Here is a 17,669-nt window from a genome sequence, read left to right as displayed (position 1 = left end):
ATTGCTCTGATGCGACGTTAGCGCGCAGGAGCAGTTGCGAAATCAGTTCAGAAACGTTCTCTCAGGATGGGCGTCAGGCATCAGGGATTTAACAGCTGCCGGAATCTAACATAAGTATAGGACATGAGCTCTGTTCTGCGGTTTTGGTCGAGCTAGCGTCGGGAGATAAACAGAGCCTTACATCCGGGGCAAAGCATTGTCTGGTTGAGCCGGATTTTTGACAACGGTTGTACTGATTTTAAGCCACAAACAGGACAGGCAGCAGTGGCAGTAGACGCACTGCTGAAGAATTTCATTGCGTAATTGATAACAGACATAACCATTAACCTTTCAATGAATGAGCTTCACCGTACCACATGTGGTTAAGTTTTAATCTATCTATTTTGACACACTGAAAATCAGGAAAGATAAATGTTCGCAGCCACAGGCCCCCTGAGACCGTTTATCCGGCAAAACTCTATGCGACTTCCAGGGATGAGTAATTCTGATTCGCGAGAGTTAACGGCTGAAATGTGAAGCAGAACGTCTTTTCGTCCATCAGATGGGATGATGAGGCCTTTACCACTAAGAATATCAAAGCTTTTGACAATTCCTGTCATTTTATGGGACAAGTCAATTCCTTATTGAAAACACTTAAAGACTATACATTGAAAATGGCATTCAGCCACTTTTATTTTCCCTACAGGACCTCTGGACGGCTAAAAGATAATTTGCTTATATCGATTCCCTGTGCCTTAATGAATCCCATCTGTTCGATGTACTAATGAAAGTTAGAAATTTTCCGGGCAGTTCTCATTACCAGGCGCTATCGTTGATATCCCCTCTTTTGAGTCCATATGTTTATCTTATACGTTTACTATCAATACAATCATGTATAACGGAGTCAGTATGACCTCTAGAATTATGGGCCTGGTTAAATGGTTTAACGAAGACAAAGGTTTTGGCTTCATCTCTCCTTTTGATGGCAGCAAAGATATCTTTGTCCATTTGTCTGCACTTAATGGCGACAACTTTAAAACTTTATTTGAAGGTCAGAAAGTTGAATTCGCCATTCACCGCGGAGACAAGGGTCCTGCTGCTGCAAACGTAACACTTTGCGATAAATAAATCATTGTGGGTCTGCGATAACGATGAAGGATTATTCCTGAGTAGACAGACCCATAACTTAAATCAGATGAAAGTCGTTTATTCATAATATCTGATCAGCATATTTTTCAAAATTATGAGTATGCTAACCGATGTGATGAAGTGCAGTACTACTGCATAAAAAGTCTAAAAGCACAAACTAACCACATGTTAAATAAGAAGTGCGTAATGGCTTTGACCTTAATGGCATCTGCCAGTTAATATCCACGAGAGAACAGGGTAATAGAATATGATTAAAGTCCTTGTTTTCTTTAATGCTGAATCCTGTAAAGTCATGACCGTTCTGGAAGGTATATCCTCTATCAGGCAGGAATATCCAAACGGTGAAGAAACACACCTTCGGATTATGTCTGCAGGTTTTCCTTCTTTAACTGGCGATCATGGTATTGTTTACGTGGCTACTGACAGGGAGTTAACGTCACAGGAGATACTTGATGCAGTCAGGAAGTATTTATAGCATTTTTGTCATGCTCTCTGCTCCATGTTTAATTGCATGCTTACCCTATTTATCAGAATCGAACAAAAAATGAGTAAAAAACATTTATGGCCTGCTAACAGCAGGCTTTTTTTACATTACAATTTTTTAGAAACACCTCTATAAAGAGAGAGTAATTCGCTACCCTCTGACAAAATGCAGGTGTCTCTCCCCTGCATGCCATCTTGCCATTTGTGAAAAACCTTGCTAAGTGGCGGCGCTGTCTCTCCTGATTTAAAGCTCTTCAGGTATGACTGAAGCAATAGGTTAGGAGGGTATAAAAAGGCTCTCCGGATGGCTCCTGGCATCATAGTTTTAAGTACCTTCAAAAATGCATGGACATTTCGTAAGAGTTAGAATTTAGTTCTTGCACATTCTTCTTAGTTTTGTCTTGCGATAAGAGATTTATATCAGTAGTCTAAACCTAGTTAATAACAATTTGTACCAATCGGATTAAAATTCTCAGTAAGAAAAATCGGGTTGATGAGCAACCGTCGACATTGGTATTTGCTGAAACTTTAAGAGGTCTCTTTATGTCAGATGCTCTCACACAGTTAAATAATATCCGTACCTTACGTTCCCAGACTCGTGAAATGTCATTAGATGTACTGGAAGATGTTCTGGAAAAGTTTAAAATTATTCTTATAGAACGACGAGAAGAAGAGATATTACGTCTTGCAAATGAAAGTCAGCGCCGCGATAAACTGGAATCACTTCGTCAGATGATGCTTGATGAGGGTATCGACCCATCCGAACTTATGGCTGTTGTTGGCTCTCCGGGTAAGATTAAAAGGACGCGCTCCCCCCGCCCCGCGAAGTATCGATATACTGACGAAACTGGAGAGTCAAAAACATGGTCAGGTCAGGGGCGAATGCCGAAGCGGATCTCAAATCTGATTGCTGAAGGTGGGGAATTAAAAGATTTTGAAATCAGCTAAAAAGAGCCGGGTATAACCCGGCTCTTTTTTGTGTAGGCCGCAAGTTGCCTTAGAGAATAGTCGAGAAACATTTAGTTCCGTCGATATAGCCGAGAAGCTGTTTAAAATCACAGTGCTGCTTAAGGGACAAACCGTTTATCTTGCAGACCGTTACAGCGAGCAAAAAAAGAGCCATCAGGAGCTTTCATCCCGTGTTAATCAGGACAATATATAATGTGATCCTACCCACGTAATGTGGACACAGCCCTAAGCGAGGTTCTGGTTTTCAAATTGTTCCGGGCTAAGACCGCCACACGCACTGTGGCGACGCCAGCGATTGTAGTCACACTCGATATAATTAAACACCGTCGTCCGCATTATTTCTCTGCTGGTAAAGTGTTCTCCGTGAATACATTCCACTTTCAGCGAATGAAAGAAGCTTTCCACACAGGCATTGTCATAACAATGACATTTTGCGGCCGTTTACGCCGCCACAGCGCCATTTGCAGTGCATCGCAGGCAAGTTGTGCTGTCATACGCGATGACATTGACCAGCCGATGACGGCTCGCGACCACAGATCAATAACCACCGCCAGGCACAGCCAGCCTTCGTCCGTGCGCAGGTACGTGATGTCACCTGCCCACTTCTGGTTTGGGCCACTGGCGTAAAAATCCTGTTTCAGCAGGTTCTCTGACACGGGCAAGCCGTGCTCACGGTAACTGACCGGGCTGAACTTGCTGGTCGCTTTCGCCCGCAGTCCCTAACGACGCAGGCTCGCGGCAATGGTTTTGATGTTGTATTCCGGCAGTTCGTCAGCAAGACGAGGCGAACCATAACGCTGTTTTGCCTCAGTGAATGCCTGACGAACAGCATGAGCCGGAACTGTTGGCGTGGGCTTATCTGATGGCGACGCAGGCACCAGACATACCAACCGCTGCGGGCAACCCGAAGCACACGACACATGGCTTTGACACTGAACTCTGCCCGGTGATTTTCGATAAAGACATACTTCATTTCAGGCGCTTCGCGAAGTATGTCGCGGCCTTTTGGAGAATAGCGAGTTCCTCAGCCTGCTCCGCCAGTTGCCGCTTGAGACGTGCATTTTCAGCAGCCAGTTCACTTTCACGCTCCGACGAGGTCATTTGTTGATGTTGTTTGCTGCGCTAGGCATACAGTTGAGATTCATACAGGCTGAGCTCGCGGGCTGCTGCGGCAACACCAATACGCTCTGCCAGTTTAAGGGCTTCCTGACGGAATTCAGGTGAGTGCTGCTTACGGGGCTTTTTGCTGGTTGATACTGGTTTTGTCATGAGTCACCTCTGATTGAGAGTTTACTCACTTAGTCGCGTGTCCACTATCCGCGGGTAGGATCAAATAGCTACTGTAAATGTCCCTACAAAACGAACCATTATTTTTAGAGGGCGTCTGGAACTCCAACTTCCGCTTTTGGCACCTAAACAGACAGTCAGACGCAAATGTAAATCAGTACAAAAAAATTACTGGGGTTGAACTCCTCCAAAACGGAGGAGCTAAGCTTTAGATTTCACACTACCTACTAATAAAGAACCAATTTAAGATTCGTATCATAAGGCCATGATTATTTTATATTTTCCAATGTTATCAATATAATCCGCATACCACTGCATCATCTCCCTACGTCCTTCCAAATACAACGCATGGTTATACGTCCCACGAATCGCATTTTTATCAACGTGAGCCAGCTGGGTTTCAATCCACGCTGTATTGAACCCTTCCTCATGCAAAATCGTACTCATCGTATGGCGGAAGCCATGCCCCGTAACCTTTCCTGTATATCCAATCCGTTTGAATACCTGATTAATGCTCGCTTCACTCATCGTCTTACGGGGATCATTACGCCCTGGGAATACCAGAGGATATTGCCCAGACATCACTTTGAGCTGCTGTACGATTTCCAGCGCTTGGGTAGACAGGGGGACAAGGTGAGGCCGTTTCATCTTCATACGCTCTGCAGGTATTTCCCACACCTCTTTCTCAAGATCAAACTCACTCCAGGAAGCACCTCGAAGCTCGCCGGTGCGAACTCCCGTAAGGATAAGCAGACGAGCGGCAAGAACAACTAACGGGCTTCCTGTATAGCCTGCGAGAGCTTTAAAGAAGTCTGGTAACTCCTCAACGGTAAGGAAGGGATAATGCTTCGATTTATGTCCTGACATCACGCTGGTTAGATCTGCCGCAGGATTGTATTCCGCGCGGCCGGTAACGATGGCATAACGAAAAACTTCGCTGCAGCGCTGGCGAACCTTCTTGGCCTTCTCTGTCGCGCCACGGCTTTCCATTCGACATAGCACATTCAGCAGAACCAAAGGCTTGATGTCATTCACCGGCAGTTGGCCAATATAAGGGAAAATATCTTTATTGAAGGCTTCGATAATGTCGGAGGCATAGCCTTCTGACCACCGGCTCACCTTCGTTCCGTGCCATTCAAGTGCCACAGCCTGAAACGTATTATTGAGCTGCACATCGCGAACCAACTTTTCTTCTTTCTTGGCAAACGATGGATCGATACCTTCTGCCAGCTTTTTCTTGGCTTCATCACGTAGTGCCCTCGCTTGTGCAAGGGACACTGCCGGATAGACACCAAAAGCCAGACGTTTCTCTTTTCCATTGAAGCGATACTTCATCCGCCAGTATCTGGAACCAGAGGGAACAACCTCAAGATACAAGCCAGCACCATCTGCCAGCTTATAGGCTTTCTCTCTGGGTTTAGCAGCGTCTACCTGTCTCGCATTAAGTTTCATTGGGGGCATCTCCCTGGACCGAACACAGAATGCCCCCACTTATGCCCCCAACTGCGACTTGATTTCGGTTGAATCCAGTTGATAACAGGAGATAAGATACGGGCTAGAAACCGCAGTATACGGGCTTTTAATTGATTTAGGTAGACCTGGGAAGAGTTTGAAATGGTGCCGATAATAGGAGTCGAACCTACGACCTTCGCATTACGAATGCGCTGCTCTACCAACTGAGCTATATCGGCCCTGCAATATGTTCACGGGCGTGAATCACGGAGTAGAAGGTTAAAACTAAGCGGGTGATGCGTCAATGCCCTTGGGAATCAAACGGCTACTTTTGCATCACCCTTTTTCAATTAAGCACGAATCGTGTCGTCGCCGAAACCAATCCACTTGTAAGTCGTCAACGCTTCCAGCCCCATCGGGCCACGCGCATGCAGCTTCTGCGTACTAACCGCAACTTCTGCCCCCAGGCCAAACTGCCCACCATCGGTAAAACGCGTAGACGCATTTACATACACCGCAGAGGAATCCACTTCGTTGATAAAGCGGTCTGCATTACGCAACGTACGCGTAAGAATGGCATCAGAGTGCTGGGTACCGTGCTGGCGGATATGATCGATGGCGTCATCCAGACCTGCCACGATTTTCACATTCAGATCCAGCGATAAAAACTCGTCGTCATACTGTTCCGCTTTCACTGCTTCCACTTTCGCCGGGCCATTTTGCAGCAGCGCCAACGCCTGTTCATCAGCATGCAATGTCACGCCACTTTCCGCCATCTGCTTACTCAGCGCGGGCAGGAATCGCTGCGCAATACCCTGATGCACCAGCAGTGTTTCCACCGTGTTGCAGGTACTGGGTCGTTGGGTTTTCGCGTTAACGATGATTTTTAACGCCGGATCGATTTCCGCAGAATCATCAACCAGAATGTGACACACGCCGATACCTCCGGTGATCACCGGGATGGTCGACTGCTCGCGGCACAGCTTATGTAAACCAGCGCCACCGCGCGGGATCAGCATGTCGATATATTTATCCATGCGCAGCATTTCATTCACCAGCGCGCGATCCGGGCTTTCGATAGCCTGCACCGCACCGGCCGGTAAGCCGCACTCTTCCAGCGCCTGCTGAATAACTTTTACCGTGGCGGCATTGGTGCGCCAGGTCTCTTTGCCACCGCGCAGGATCGCGGCGTTACCGGTTTTCAGGCACAAAGAGGCGACATCCACCGTGACGTTAGGACGCGCTTCATAAATCACACCAATCACGCCCAGCGGCACGCGACGGCGCTCAATGCGCAGGCCACTGTCCAGCAGCCCACCGTCAATCACCTGGCCTACCGGATCCGCCAGTTTGCAAACCTGGCGCACATCGTTGGCGATCGCGGTTAAGCGCGCCGGATTGAGCGCCAGACGGTCAAGCATCGCATCGCTCAACCCGTTGCGGCGAGCTTCCAGCAGATCTTGTTCGTTCGCGAGCAGGATCTCTTCCGCCTGCGCTTCGAGATAATCAGCGATTTTTTCCAGCACGCGGTTTTTCTCGCGACTGGAGAGCAATGCCAGTTTGTATGACGCTGCTTTGGCAGCGATGCCCATTTGTTCCAGCATACTTCTGCTCCTTAACGGGTAATCATGTCGTCGCGGTGCACCGCGACAGGGCCATATTCGTAGCCCAGAATGGCGTCAATCTGCTGTGAATGTTGCCCGGCAATGCGACGCAGCGCATCGCTGTTATAACGGCTTACACCGTGGGCGATATCGCGGCCTTGCAGATTACGAATGCGGATCACTTCACCACGGGAAAAGTTGCCTGTCACGCTTTTAATCCCTTTGGGCAACAAGGAGCTGCCGCGTTCCAGAATGGCGGCAGTTGCGCCTTCATCAACGGTGATTTCACCGGCAGGCGGCGCGCCAAAGATCCAGCGTTTACGGCTCTCCAGCGGCGACTCCTGTGCGTGAAAGCGCGTGCCAACAGAAATACCTTCCACGACATCGCCAATCACGCCGGGCTTGCTGCCAGCGGCGATAATGGTGTCGATCCCCGCGCGGCAGGCAACATCAGCGGCTTGCAGCTTGGTGCCCATACCACCCGTACCAAGGCCGGAAACGCTGTCTCCGGCTACTGCGCGCAGCGCATCGTCAATGCCGTAAACGTCTTTAATCAGTTCCGCATCCGGGTTGCTACGCGGATCGGCAGTAAACAGACCTTGCTGATCGGTCAGCAGCAGCAGTTTGTCGGCGCCGGCAAGGATCGCCGCCAGCGCCGAGAGGTTATCGTTATCGCCGACTTTGATTTCAGTGGTGGCAACGGCGTCGTTTTCGTTAATTACCGGCACGATATTGTTATCGAGCAGCGCACGCAGCGTATCGCGCGCATTGAGGAAACGCTCACGATCTTCCATATCAGCGCGCGTCAGCAGCATCTGCCCAATATGAATCCCGTAAATGGAAAACAGTTGTTCCCACAGTTGAATCAAACGGCTCTGCCCTACTGCCGCCAGCAGTTGTTTTGACGCGATAGTCGCGGGGAGTTCCGGGTAGCCCAGATGCTCGCGCCCGGCGGCAATCGCGCCAGACGTCACAATTACAATTCGGTGCCCGGCGGCGTGTTGCTGCGCGCACTGGCGCACCAGTTCAACAATATGGGCGCGGTTCAGGCGACGGGAACCGCCCGTTAAAACACTGGTACCGAGTTTTACCACCAGCGTCTGGCTGTCACTCATGATTCTCTGCCGTTTTTTAAGGAAATATAAGGAAAGTAAATCGTCGTCAGACGTTGTAACAGGAGTCAGAGCGATTGCCAACTGCCAGAGCTGTCAGCTCACTTTTTTGTTGCGCGGGATCAGCAAGCGTAGCGGCAGGATTTGACACTTTTATGGCAAGAACAAAAAAACACAACTTTTTAAAAATATTCTTAATTTGTCATAAATCTTTAATTTCGCAGCGTTAAAACCCTTCCTGTTTTTCACGGGGCGTATGCCCAGCGAATATTAGCGCGTTAGTCAAATCAGGAATCAAAATGAAAAAGAGCACTCTGGCATTAATGGTGATGAGCGTTGTCGCTTCAGCTTCTTCTGTTCACGCAGCCGAAGTTTATAACAAGAACGGCAACAAACTGGATGTGTACGGCAAAGTGAAAGCCATGCACTACTTCAGTGACGATACCACCAACGACGGTGACAAAACTTACGTGCGTTTCGGCTTCAAAGGCGAAACACAGATTAACGATCAGCTGACCGGTTTCGGCCGTTGGGAAGCCGAATTTGCTGGTAACAACGACGAAACCAACAACAACAACTCAGCGACCAGCCAGAAAACCCGTCTGGCGTTTGCTGGTTTGAAAATCAAAGATTTTGGTTCTATCGACTACGGTCGTAACCTGGGCGTGCTGTACGACGTGGCTTCCGTAACGGATATGTTCCCGGAATTCGGCGGCGACGGCATGACCCGTACCGATAACTTCATGACCAAACGTACCAATGGCGTTGCAACTTACCGCAATACCGACTTCTTTGGCATGATCGACGGCCTGAATATGACCCTGCAGTATCAGGGTAAAAACGAAAGCACCACCCGCGCTGTCAGCAAACAGAACGGCGACGGCTGGGGGACTTCACTCTCCTATAACTTCGGCGGCAGCGCATTCAGCCTGCTTGGCGCATATGCGAACTCTGACCGCACCAACGCGCAGAACACCGCCGCGTTTGGTCGCGGCGAGAAAGCCGAAGCCTGGGCAACCGGCGCGAAATACGACGCTAACAACCTGTACATCGCCACCATGTACGGCGTCGCTTACAACATGACACCTGTATCTGCCGCATCGAGCACCGGGCTGGGTTCAGGCTTTGCTAACAAAACCGAAAACTTCGAAGCGGTTGTCCAGTACCAGTTCGACTTCGGTCTGCGCCCGTCTCTGGGTTATGTCCTGACCAAAGGCAAAGACCTGGAAAAAGGCGTTGGCGACGAAGATCTGGTTAACTACATCGACGTTGGCGCAACTTACTACTTCAACAAGAACTTCTCGGCGATGGTTGACTACAAAATCAACCAGCTCAAAGACGACAACAAGCTGGGTCTGGCTGACGACGACGTTGTTGCCGTTGGCGTGACTTACCAGTTCTAAGTTGCAGTAACTGTAATACCCCTCGTTATATTGAATGCCCTCGCAAGAGGGCATTTATTTAACCTGATTCAGGTGAAAGGCCGGGAAACTGCGGCCAGGCCCGATAAGCGCAAGCTATCGGGCATTTTTTATGCGGGGAATTACGCGGTGAGCTTCAATTGTTCTTTGAAGTTTTCGGCAGGTTCCAGCTTCAGCTCAAGTGAAGCCAGCAGGGTTTTCGCACGTTCGTGAAAATCGCGCAGCGTGTGCTCTAATCGATCGGTAACTTCCTGATCTTTTATTGCCGTGGGTTTCCATTGCCCTTCTTTATCAAAAAGGCCGAACTGATAACGGTAGGTAAAACGCGTCTCTTGCGCTTCCATTTCCATCCACCAGCCCCAGAACTCTCGTTTTTCCGGCGCGGGTTTAACATTCACGCAAACTGCCAGGCAATCAAAGAAAAAACGGTTCTCTTCGCATTGCTCTTCGCGGATATAAGGCCCTAGCGCAGTAAACTTTTTAATCAACCTGCTTCTCGGATGTCCACTCGGTAACGTCATTGCGATCTCCTTTTGTGAAGCAACTGTTTTACCAAACCGATAGAATTTATCAATCTATTAACGGAAATGATGGTTGATCCATCCGGTTATTTGTTGCAACGCCTTATCAAAATTTCGATAAACCGGATTAAACGGGATCTCCAGCAGTTTGCCGTTGCCAGATGACGAGGAGATTAAACGCGACTCCTCCTCCGGACTGAAGGGATCGTTTTGCCAGAAACCGGAAAGCATCGGCGTGGGGCAACGTCTGCCGAGTAAACCCTGGGTTTTCAGCGAGTAGCGATTCAGCTCCACGCGCAGCGCCTCGTCGGAAGCGTCGTGCATCCCCAGGCGGCTGGCGAGCACATCCAGATACATCTCCGGCACGCGTCCCTGGTGTTGCGGGTCGCTCAGCAATGCATGCACCACTGGCCCAAGGCAAGCCACTGCTTTCAGGCGCGAAGATTCAAGATATGCCAGGCGCACCGCCACATTCGCGCCAAAGCGAAAGCCAAACGCCGCCACCCGCGTGTGATCGACCCAGGGAATGTTCGGCAGCGCTTGCAGCGCATGCTGGTGCAGCAGGCTGGAGTCCTGCGTCAATTTCCACTTCGAAGAGAAGCCAACCGACGGCATATCCAGCGTCAGCATCGCTATGCCTTGCGGCGCGAAATAGCGTTCAAACAGGGTGTAATAGTCGCTTTGCAGGCTATCCAACCCGCCGCACATTAATACCGTCGGGAACGGGCCATTGCCAGGCGGCATGTGCAGAAATCCGGTGACCGGCGTGCCACCGGGAATAGCGAACTGCAGCTCTTTGATCTCACCCGGCAGACGCTGCACCGCCTCTTCATACGCGCGGTTCGCCAGCGCTTGCGCCTGCTCAGCGAGCGAATCACCTTTAATATGAGGATAAGCGGCAATGCTGAACAAACTGGACGCATGCAGCCAGTGTTTGCCACTGATCTGTGGCGCGGGTTCCTGCATCGCTTTTTGCTGCCACGACATAGCCTGTACGGACCATTCATAGATCCAGTTGCCGTTACGGTAACCCACCACCGTGTCATACAGCTCCGGGTCGGTGCGTTCAGCCTGGCTCATCACAATGCGCGCCTGCACTTCGAGGATCTCTCGCGGATCCACGCCGCGCCAGACCCACATCAGCCGATTGAGCATGCGATACCAGTGCGGCACATTTTTGCCATCAAGAGTCGACAGGATCGGCGATTGCGCGCCACGATTAAACCGGCGTACCAGCGTGGAAGTTTCAGGGTGCTTGAAGCGGGGTTTGAATAACGTTTCGCTAAGATTGGGCTGTGACATTGCGCGCAGGCTCCATGTATCTATCACCGGCGGTTATTGTAACCTGTTGCGCGCTAAAAAGAACAACGCCCGGCAAAACCGGGCGTGAGCAAATGTTTCGAAGCAGGATTAACGGCCGCTGATTGGCGGTACAAACACCACGCCCATATCCCACGGCTGCTCAATCCAGGTATCCTGCGGGATATCAATCACGTAATCGTCAACCAGCGGGCGACCTGCCGGTTTAGCGAAAATAGTGACGAAATGCGCTTTGGGATACATTTCACGAATCGCGACAGCTGTGCCGCCAGTGTCCACCAGATCGTCGATCACGATAAAACCTTCACCGTCACCTTCTGCGCGTTTCAGCACGGTCAACTCACGCTGGTTGTCGTGGTCGTAGCTGGAGATACATACGGTATCAACATGACGAATGCCCAGCTCACGCGCCAGCAGTGCGCCTGGCACCAGACCGCCACGGCTTACGGCAATAATGCCTTTCCATTGTTCTGAAGGCATCAATCGGGCGGCCAGTTTGCGTGCGTGAATCTGCAACATGTCCCAGGTGACGACGTATTTTTCGCTCATGTGAAGTGTCCCAGCCTGTGTTTTAACGGCTTAAAAATTATTCGAGGGGGAAATAGGTTGCGCGAGATTATAGAGATCTGAAGCGCTAAAAACCAGTATTACCCGGCATTACCGGCGCTTTTTCCGCGCACTGGTGCTCGCAGCGCGGCAATAAAGTGGTATTCTCAACGCCATCTCGCAAGCTCAACGCTTGCGATGTTCGTTTATTTAACCCTGTGACCTGCAAGGTACGTTGCGCAGGCTCTTCGTAAGGAGACTCATCGTGTCTGAACTGTCTCACCTATCACCACAGCCGCTGTGGGATATTTTTGCCAAAATTTGTTCTATTCCGCACCCGTCCTACCATGAAGAACAACTCGCCGGGCACATTATGAGCTGGGCGAAAGAAAAAGGGTTGCATGCGGAGCGCGACCAGGTTGGCAACATTCTGATCCGTAAACCAGCCACCGCAGGCATGGAAAACCGCAAGCCGGTAGTTCTGCAAGCACACCTTGATATGGTGCCGCAGAAAAATAACGACACAGTACACGATTTCACCACCGATCCGATTCGCCCGTATGTAGACGGCGAATGGGTTAAAGCGCGCGGTACCACACTCGGCGCGGATAACGGCATCGGCATGGCTTCCGCGCTGGCGGTGCTGGCAGATGACAGCGTTGAACACGGCCCGCTGGAAGTGCTGCTGACCATGACCGAAGAAGCGGGCATGGATGGCGCATTTGGTCTGCAAGCGAACTGGCTGCAGGCGGACATTCTGATTAACACCGACTCTGAAGAAGAGGGTGAAATCTACATGGGTTGCGCAGGCGGTATCGATTTTATCACCACCCTGCCACTCTCCCGCGAAGCCGTACCCGCCGGGTATGAAACCTTTAAGCTGACGTTGAAAGGGCTGAAAGGCGGCCACTCTGGTGCCGAAATTCATGTCGGTTTAGGTAACGCCAACAAACTGCTGGCACGCTTCCTGGCCGGCCACGCAGAGGAGCTGGATCTGCGTCTGCTCGATTTCACTGGCGGTACGCTGCGTAACGCGATTCCGCGCGAAGCGATTGCTGTTATCGCCGTTCCGGCAGATAAATCCGCGCAGCTGAAAACGCTGGCCAGCGAATATCAGGCAATCCTGAAAAACGAGTTGGAAGCCAAAGAGAAGAATCTGGTGGTACTGCTGGACAGTGCAAGCAGCGATAAAGCCGCGCTGACCACCGCCTCGCGCGATACGTTTGTGCGCCTGCTGAACGCGACGCCGAACGGGGTTATTCGCAACTCTGATGTCGCTAAAGGCGTGGTAGAAACCTCGCTGAACGTGGGCGTGGTAACGCTGCAAGACGACAACGCCGAGATTATCTGCCTGATCCGCTCACTGGTAGATAGCGGCAAAGATTATGTGGTGAGCATGCTGGAGTCACTGGGTGCGCTGGCGGGAGCGAAAACCGCACCGAAAGGCGGCTACCCTGGCTGGCAGCCGGACGCGCGTTCTCCGGTGATGGCGCTGGTGCGTGAAACTTATCAGCGTCTGTTCAACAAAACCCCGAACATTCAGGTGATCCACGCAGGTCTGGAGTGTGGTCTGTTCAAAAAACCATACCCGGACATGGACATGGTATCGATTGGGCCAACCATTACCGGCCCGCACTCACCCGATGAGCAAGTGCATATCGAAAGCGTAGGCCATTACTGGACCCTGCTGACCGAGCTGCTGAAAGCGATTCCAGCGAAATAAGCCTGTAGTCCGCGCCGCCCGGCGCGGACATTTTCCTGAACTTTACACTGCCTTAAATGCCATTCCTTTAAACAGGTTTCCCCGTTCAATCTGCTGGTGAAACAATCGACCTTTCGATTTCAGCCTCGCGTATTCAGCATCCTTTATTTGTTGCAGACAATGAGCAATCAGCAAGGTTGCCAGCCGTTTATCAGAAATGTATTCCGAAGCGAGACGGCAAAGAGAATTGCTCGTATCTCCTTTTATAGGTGAGCAAATAAAAGGGATCGGCAGACGAAATCCGGGGCTATATGAAATACAAAGAGACTTCAGGGAATGGTGAAATGCTTTTACAGTAACGAGAAATAAACGTCGGGGATAAAGAAGTTTGAAATAGATCCGTAGCGTATTTTTTATAAACCTAATACCAGTTGGCGTTCCAGTTGAGGATCAAGCAGCGTGACATGCAACCCAACCAGTCGGACACCGCGCCCGCTGCGACGGTCGTTCCAGGTTTTTTGCGCCGTCGCCAGTAAATCCTCTTTATTTAACTGCGGCCAGACATGCTCCTGAGTCGTAAGCTGGAAATCATTAAATTTCAGTTTTACTCCCTGACGAGCAATTAACAGATCCGGTTTCACTTTTGCCAGCCGCCGCTCAAGCTCAGGGTACAAATGTTCAATAATCGCTTCGCACTCTTCCCAGCTGTGAATATCTTCCGCCAGCGTCCGCTCCACGCCCACGGATTTACGCAGCCGTTCGCTGTTAATTTCCCGCTCGTCAATGCCCTGGCTGCGCTCCCATAAAACACGGCCGAATTTGCCAAAGCGTTTAAGCAGCACGGCCAGGTCGCTTTTTTGCACATCTTCACAGGTGCGCAGCCCCAGCGTTTCCAGTTTTGCCGCTGATACCTTTCCCACTCCGGGGATTTTGCCGAGCGGTAACGTGCGCAGAAACGCCGGTACATCAGCCGGAGTAATCACATATTGCCCGTTGGGCTTGTTGAGATCGGAGGCGATTTTGGCGAGAAACTTCACCGGTGCAACGCCCGCCGAAGCCGTCAGTTGGGTTTCATTAAAAATGGTCTGGCGAATCTCCTGCGCCATCAGCGTCGCCGAACCGTGGCAGTGCGGGCTATCGGTAACATCAAGGTAGGCTTCATCCAGCGAGAGCGGTTCAATAAGCGAAGTGTAGCGGGAGAAGATATCGCGGATCTGGTTAGATGCTTCTTTGTAAGCGTCAAAACGGCCGGGCAACAACGTGAGGTGCGGGCAGAGTTTAAGCGCCATCGCTGTTGGCATTGCGCTGCGTACGCCAAATTTGCGCGCCGGATAGTTCGCCGTGCTGATCACGCCGCGTTGTACCCGGCTACCGCCGATAGCGATGGGAATATCGCGCAGGGCCGGGTTATCGCGCATCTCTACCGCCGCGAAAAAGCAGTCCATATCAACATGTATGATTTTGCGCATGCGTACGCCCTCACAGAACACTGGATAAGTATACAGCACATTTACAGCAATTGAGAAGCCAGCACGTAAATCCGGCGAAAAGAGAGGAATATAAGCGGCAATTCAGGCTTTTTACTCGCATAATAGTCGCCAGCTTTCGGCCAAGCGTTTGATACGTAATCCTCAATCTTATTCACGCGAGACAAAAGCGAAGCCAATGAAAAGGCAGCGTGAAAGACGATGTAGATTGGGGCTTGCGAAAAAATGCCGTAATGCTAATGTGGGCGCTCCAAAACAGAATAGTCTGAATTTTGGGCTTCTTTTGCCGTCCTGGCAATGTGGTATTAGCTTTATCAAGGAAACAAGTAGTATGCGCAAAATCGCATTATTTATTGCGATGCTTCTGCTTCCGTGCGTCTCTTTTGCTGGCCTGGTGAGCAGCAACGGTTCAGTAACGCCGGTCAGCAAAGAATATAAGCAGCAGTTGATGGGGTCGCCGGTTTATATCCAGATCTTCAAAGAAGAGCGCACCCTTGATCTTTACGTCAAGATGGGCGAGCAATATCAGTTGCTCGACAGCTACAAGATTTGTAATTACTCCGGCGGGTTAGGCCCCAAGCAGCGCCAAGGTGATTTTAAAAGCCCGGAGGGTTTCTACTCCGTGCAGCGCAGCCAGTTGAAGCCAGATAGCCGCTTCTATAAAGCCATTAATATTGGGTTTCCGAATAACTACGATCGCGCCCACGGCTATGAAGGCAAATACCTGATGATCCACGGCGCTTGCGTGTCGATTGGCTGCTACGCCATGACGGATTCCGGTATTGATGAGATCTTCCAGTTTGTTACCGCCGCGCTGGTTTTCGGGCAGCCGAACGTGCAGGTGAGTATCTATCCGTTCCGCATGACCGACGCCAATATGCAGCGCCATAAATATTCAACCTATGCGGATTTCTGGAAGCAATTGAAGCCGGGTTATGACTACTTCGCCACCACCCACCAGCCGCCGGTTGTCTCGGTAGTGGATGGCCGCTATGTGGTTAGCAAGCCGCTGAACACCGCTGTTCAGCCGCAACTGGCGTCAAACTACACGCTCCCCCAGGCAAAATAATGCCCATTCGCCCGGCATAATCTTTTGCCAGGTTTCATTGCCGGTTAAAGGCTGGGTGGCAATCACGGTAACCACATCGTTTGGTGTGGTTTCCCGCTGAAAATCAATTTCCACATCCTGATCCAGCAGCTTCGCCACGCCAAACGGCGCACGGCGGGTGATCCAGAACAGATTGGTCGAACAAAACGCCATTACATAACGCCCGTCCGACAGCAGCATATTAAAAACGCCCTTCTCGCGCAGTTCCGTGGCCAGTGCCGCAATGTATTTAAACACCGCCGCCATATTGCCCGGTGTGCGCGGGTAGCGTTCGGTCAGCTTGTGCAACAGCCAGCAAAATGCTTTCTCGCTATCGGTTTCGCCAATCGGGCGGAAGTTACCGGTCTCCAGCGACTTATAACCCGTAAGCTGTCCGTTGTGCGCATAGGTCCAGTTACGTCCCCACAGTTCGCGGGTAAACGGATGGGTATTTTCCAGCGCTACTTCGCCACGGTTCGCCTGGCGAATATGGGCAATCACCGAACGGGATTTGATCGGATAGTCCTGCACTAATTTCGCAATAGGGGAATTAAAACTCGGTTGCGGATCTTTGAACGTGCGACAGCCTTTGCCTTCGTAAAAGGTAATGCCCCAGCCATCTTTATGCGGCCCGGTTCCGCCGCCACGCTGGACGAGACCGGTAAAACTAAAGCAGATATCGGTTGGCACATTTGCGCTCATACCGAGCAGTTCGCACATACACACCCCCACACAGCGCCCTTATCAGAGAAGGCGTAATTGGTGCAGCCAGTTGGCATACGGACAGTGCGTCGATTAACTGTACCTAAACAGGATTTCGCGCACTGCCGAAGTCAAAATGGCAAAAATAGCCTTCCTTAAGCCTTAACCATCTCTTTTTCAATCAACTGAATCAGGATATGAATCACCTTAATGTGAATTTCCTGAATACGGTCAGCATAACCAAAATGCGGCACGCGAATTTCAACATCTGCGCTGCCTGCCATTTTACCGCCGTCTTTACCGGTCAGGGTGATCACTTTCATCCCCTTCTCACGCGCTGCCGCAACCGCTTTGATAACGTTGCCGGAGTTACCGGAAGTGGAGATACCCAGCAGCACGTCGCCTTCGCGACCAACGGCTTCCACATAACGGGAGAAAACATAGTCGTAACCGAAGTCGTTGCTGACGCAGGAGAGATGGCTCACGTCAGAGATGGCAATCGCCGGGTAACCCGGACGGTTTTCGCGGTAGCGCCCGGTTAACTCTTCGGCGAAATGCATCGCATCACAATGCGAGCCGCCGTTACCACAGGACAACACTTTGCCGCCAGCTTTAAAGCTGTCGGCCAGCAATACCGCCGCGCGCTGAATAGCGTGAATATTGGCATCATCTTTCAAGAAGTTCGCCAGCGTTTCGGCCGCTTCGTTCAGTTCGTTACGAATAAGATCCTGGTACATGAGGATATCCTTCAGCATAAATGTAAATAACACTGCGCAGTGTACCGGATACTATTCCAGGCGAGAAGTCAAAGCCGTAGCGCCCTGTGGTTTTCATTTTCCGTGCGCAAA

Annotated in this window: 17 protein-coding genes, 1 tRNA gene and 2 pseudogenes; 7 read left to right on the top strand and 13 right to left on the bottom strand. The window is 50.8% G+C overall.

All coding sequences use genetic code 11. From position 1 onward, the window contains the following. Window positions 1-152 precede the first annotated feature (152 nt). Both JKP81_RS23680 and cspF read right to left on the bottom strand, forming a co-directional pair. A complete protein-coding gene (locus tag JKP81_RS23680; protein WP_213076230.1) occupies window positions 153-317 on the bottom strand; it encodes a YnfU family zinc-binding protein in 165 nt (54 codons plus the stop codon). Window positions 318-398: 81 nt separating this feature from the next. Further along, on the bottom strand, window positions 399-611 hold the full coding sequence (gene cspF / locus JKP81_RS21695; RefSeq protein WP_001446195.1) for a cold shock-like protein CspF: 213 nt from the start codon (window positions 609-611) through the stop codon (window positions 399-401). A gap of 277 nt (window positions 612-888) precedes the next feature. Here cspF and JKP81_RS21690 point away from each other — a divergent pair, with 277 nt between their 5' ends. From JKP81_RS21690 to JKP81_RS21675, 4 genes and pseudogenes are all read left to right on the top strand, one after another. Further along, window positions 889-1,107 (top strand): cold shock domain-containing protein, encoded by a 219-nt coding sequence (locus JKP81_RS21690; RefSeq protein ID WP_161590703.1) that lies wholly within the window; start codon window positions 889-891, stop codon window positions 1,105-1,107. Window positions 1,108-1,375: 268 nt separating this feature from the next. Continuing rightward, complete coding sequence (locus JKP81_RS21685) at window positions 1,376-1,603, top strand: hypothetical protein (RefSeq protein WP_096924194.1); 228 nt, start codon at window positions 1,376-1,378, stop codon at window positions 1,601-1,603. A 551-nt stretch (window positions 1,604-2,154) separates the two neighbouring features. Further along, a complete protein-coding gene (locus JKP81_RS21680) occupies window positions 2,155-2,559 on the top strand; it encodes an H-NS family nucleoid-associated regulatory protein (RefSeq protein ID WP_161590702.1) in 405 nt (134 codons plus the stop codon). Window positions 2,560-2,611: 52 nt separating this feature from the next. Further along, window positions 2,612-2,773: pseudogene (locus tag JKP81_RS21675) on the top strand (arsenical resistance protein ArsH); the annotation flags it as partial. A gap of 32 nt (window positions 2,774-2,805) precedes the next feature. Here JKP81_RS21675 and JKP81_RS21670 read toward each other — a convergent pair. From JKP81_RS21670 to proB, 5 genes and pseudogenes are all read right to left on the bottom strand, one after another. Continuing rightward, window positions 2,806-3,849: pseudogene (locus JKP81_RS21670) on the bottom strand (IS3 family transposase). Window positions 3,850-4,122: 273 nt separating this feature from the next. Next, window positions 4,123-5,319 carry an integrase arm-type DNA-binding domain-containing protein gene (locus JKP81_RS21665; RefSeq protein WP_161590700.1) on the bottom strand — a complete coding sequence of 399 codons (1,197 nt, stop codon included), beginning with the start codon at window positions 5,317-5,319 and terminating at the stop codon, window positions 4,123-4,125. A gap of 163 nt (window positions 5,320-5,482) precedes the next feature. Next, window positions 5,483-5,558: transfer RNA gene (locus JKP81_RS21660), tRNA-Thr, on the bottom strand. Window positions 5,559-5,669: 111 nt separating this feature from the next. After that, entirely contained in the window at window positions 5,670-6,923 is a 1,254-nt protein-coding gene (proA, locus tag JKP81_RS21655) for a glutamate-5-semialdehyde dehydrogenase (RefSeq protein WP_200553345.1), read from the bottom strand. Between the two features lie 11 nt (window positions 6,924-6,934). Beyond that, entirely contained in the window at window positions 6,935-8,038 is a 1,104-nt protein-coding gene (gene proB, locus JKP81_RS21650; protein WP_200553343.1) for a glutamate 5-kinase, read from the bottom strand. Between the two features lie 296 nt (window positions 8,039-8,334). Between proB and phoE the strand changes: the two genes are divergently transcribed. Next, window positions 8,335-9,438: a phosphoporin PhoE gene (gene phoE / locus JKP81_RS21645; RefSeq protein ID WP_200553341.1), complete on the top strand. Its 1,104-nt coding sequence runs from the start codon at window positions 8,335-8,337 to the stop codon at window positions 9,436-9,438. A gap of 140 nt (window positions 9,439-9,578) precedes the next feature. On the opposite strand, the gene crl is transcribed toward phoE, so the two are convergent. The 3 genes from crl to gpt all read right to left on the bottom strand — a co-directional run bounded on the left by crl (window position 9,579) and on the right by gpt (window position 11,846). Further along, window positions 9,579-9,977, bottom strand: coding sequence for a sigma factor-binding protein Crl (gene crl / locus JKP81_RS21640; protein WP_017458780.1), 399 nt, complete (start codon window positions 9,975-9,977; stop codon window positions 9,579-9,581). Window positions 9,978-10,034: 57 nt separating this feature from the next. Beyond that, the gene (gene frsA, locus JKP81_RS21635; protein WP_200553340.1) at window positions 10,035-11,279 is read right to left on the bottom strand and encodes an esterase FrsA; all 1,245 of its coding nucleotides are present in this window, start codon (window positions 11,277-11,279) and stop codon (window positions 10,035-10,037) included. A gap of 108 nt (window positions 11,280-11,387) precedes the next feature. Then, window positions 11,388-11,846, bottom strand: coding sequence for a xanthine phosphoribosyltransferase (gpt, locus tag JKP81_RS21630; protein WP_010427903.1), 459 nt, complete (start codon window positions 11,844-11,846; stop codon window positions 11,388-11,390). Between the two features lie 262 nt (window positions 11,847-12,108). Here gpt and pepD point away from each other — a divergent pair, with 262 nt between their 5' ends. Continuing rightward, window positions 12,109-13,566: a cytosol nonspecific dipeptidase gene (gene pepD, locus JKP81_RS21625; RefSeq protein WP_200553339.1), complete on the top strand. Its 1,458-nt coding sequence runs from the start codon at window positions 12,109-12,111 to the stop codon at window positions 13,564-13,566. Window positions 13,567-13,958: 392 nt separating this feature from the next. On the opposite strand, the gene dinB is transcribed toward pepD, so the two are convergent. After that, window positions 13,959-15,014 (bottom strand): DNA polymerase IV, encoded by a 1,056-nt coding sequence (gene dinB, locus JKP81_RS21620; RefSeq protein WP_200553337.1) that lies wholly within the window; start codon window positions 15,012-15,014, stop codon window positions 13,959-13,961. Window positions 15,015-15,363: 349 nt separating this feature from the next. Here dinB and dpaA point away from each other — a divergent pair, with 349 nt between their 5' ends. Then, the gene (dpaA, locus tag JKP81_RS21615; protein WP_020456686.1) at window positions 15,364-16,101 is read left to right on the top strand and encodes a peptidoglycan meso-diaminopimelic acid protein amidase; all 738 of its coding nucleotides are present in this window, start codon (window positions 15,364-15,366) and stop codon (window positions 16,099-16,101) included. Here the strand turns inward: dpaA and JKP81_RS21610 are convergent. After that, window positions 16,072-16,839, bottom strand: a complete 768-nt coding sequence (locus tag JKP81_RS21610) for a class II glutamine amidotransferase (protein ID WP_045513248.1) — start codon at window positions 16,837-16,839, stop codon at window positions 16,072-16,074. The two genes, dpaA and JKP81_RS21610, sit on opposite strands and share 30 nt — an antisense overlap. Before the next feature lie 137 nt (window positions 16,840-16,976). Further along, window positions 16,977-17,558: a D-sedoheptulose 7-phosphate isomerase gene (lpcA, locus tag JKP81_RS21605; protein WP_017458774.1), complete on the bottom strand. Its 582-nt coding sequence runs from the start codon at window positions 17,556-17,558 to the stop codon at window positions 16,977-16,979. Window positions 17,559-17,669 lie beyond the last annotated feature (111 nt).

Source organism: Kosakonia sp. LAM2021, assembly GCF_016620385.1.
Classification (GTDB): Bacteria; Pseudomonadota; Gammaproteobacteria; order Enterobacterales; family Enterobacteriaceae; genus Kosakonia; species Kosakonia sacchari.
The sequence above is the reverse complement of the archived record's forward strand: the minus strand, read 5'-3'. Positions and strand labels throughout refer to the sequence as shown.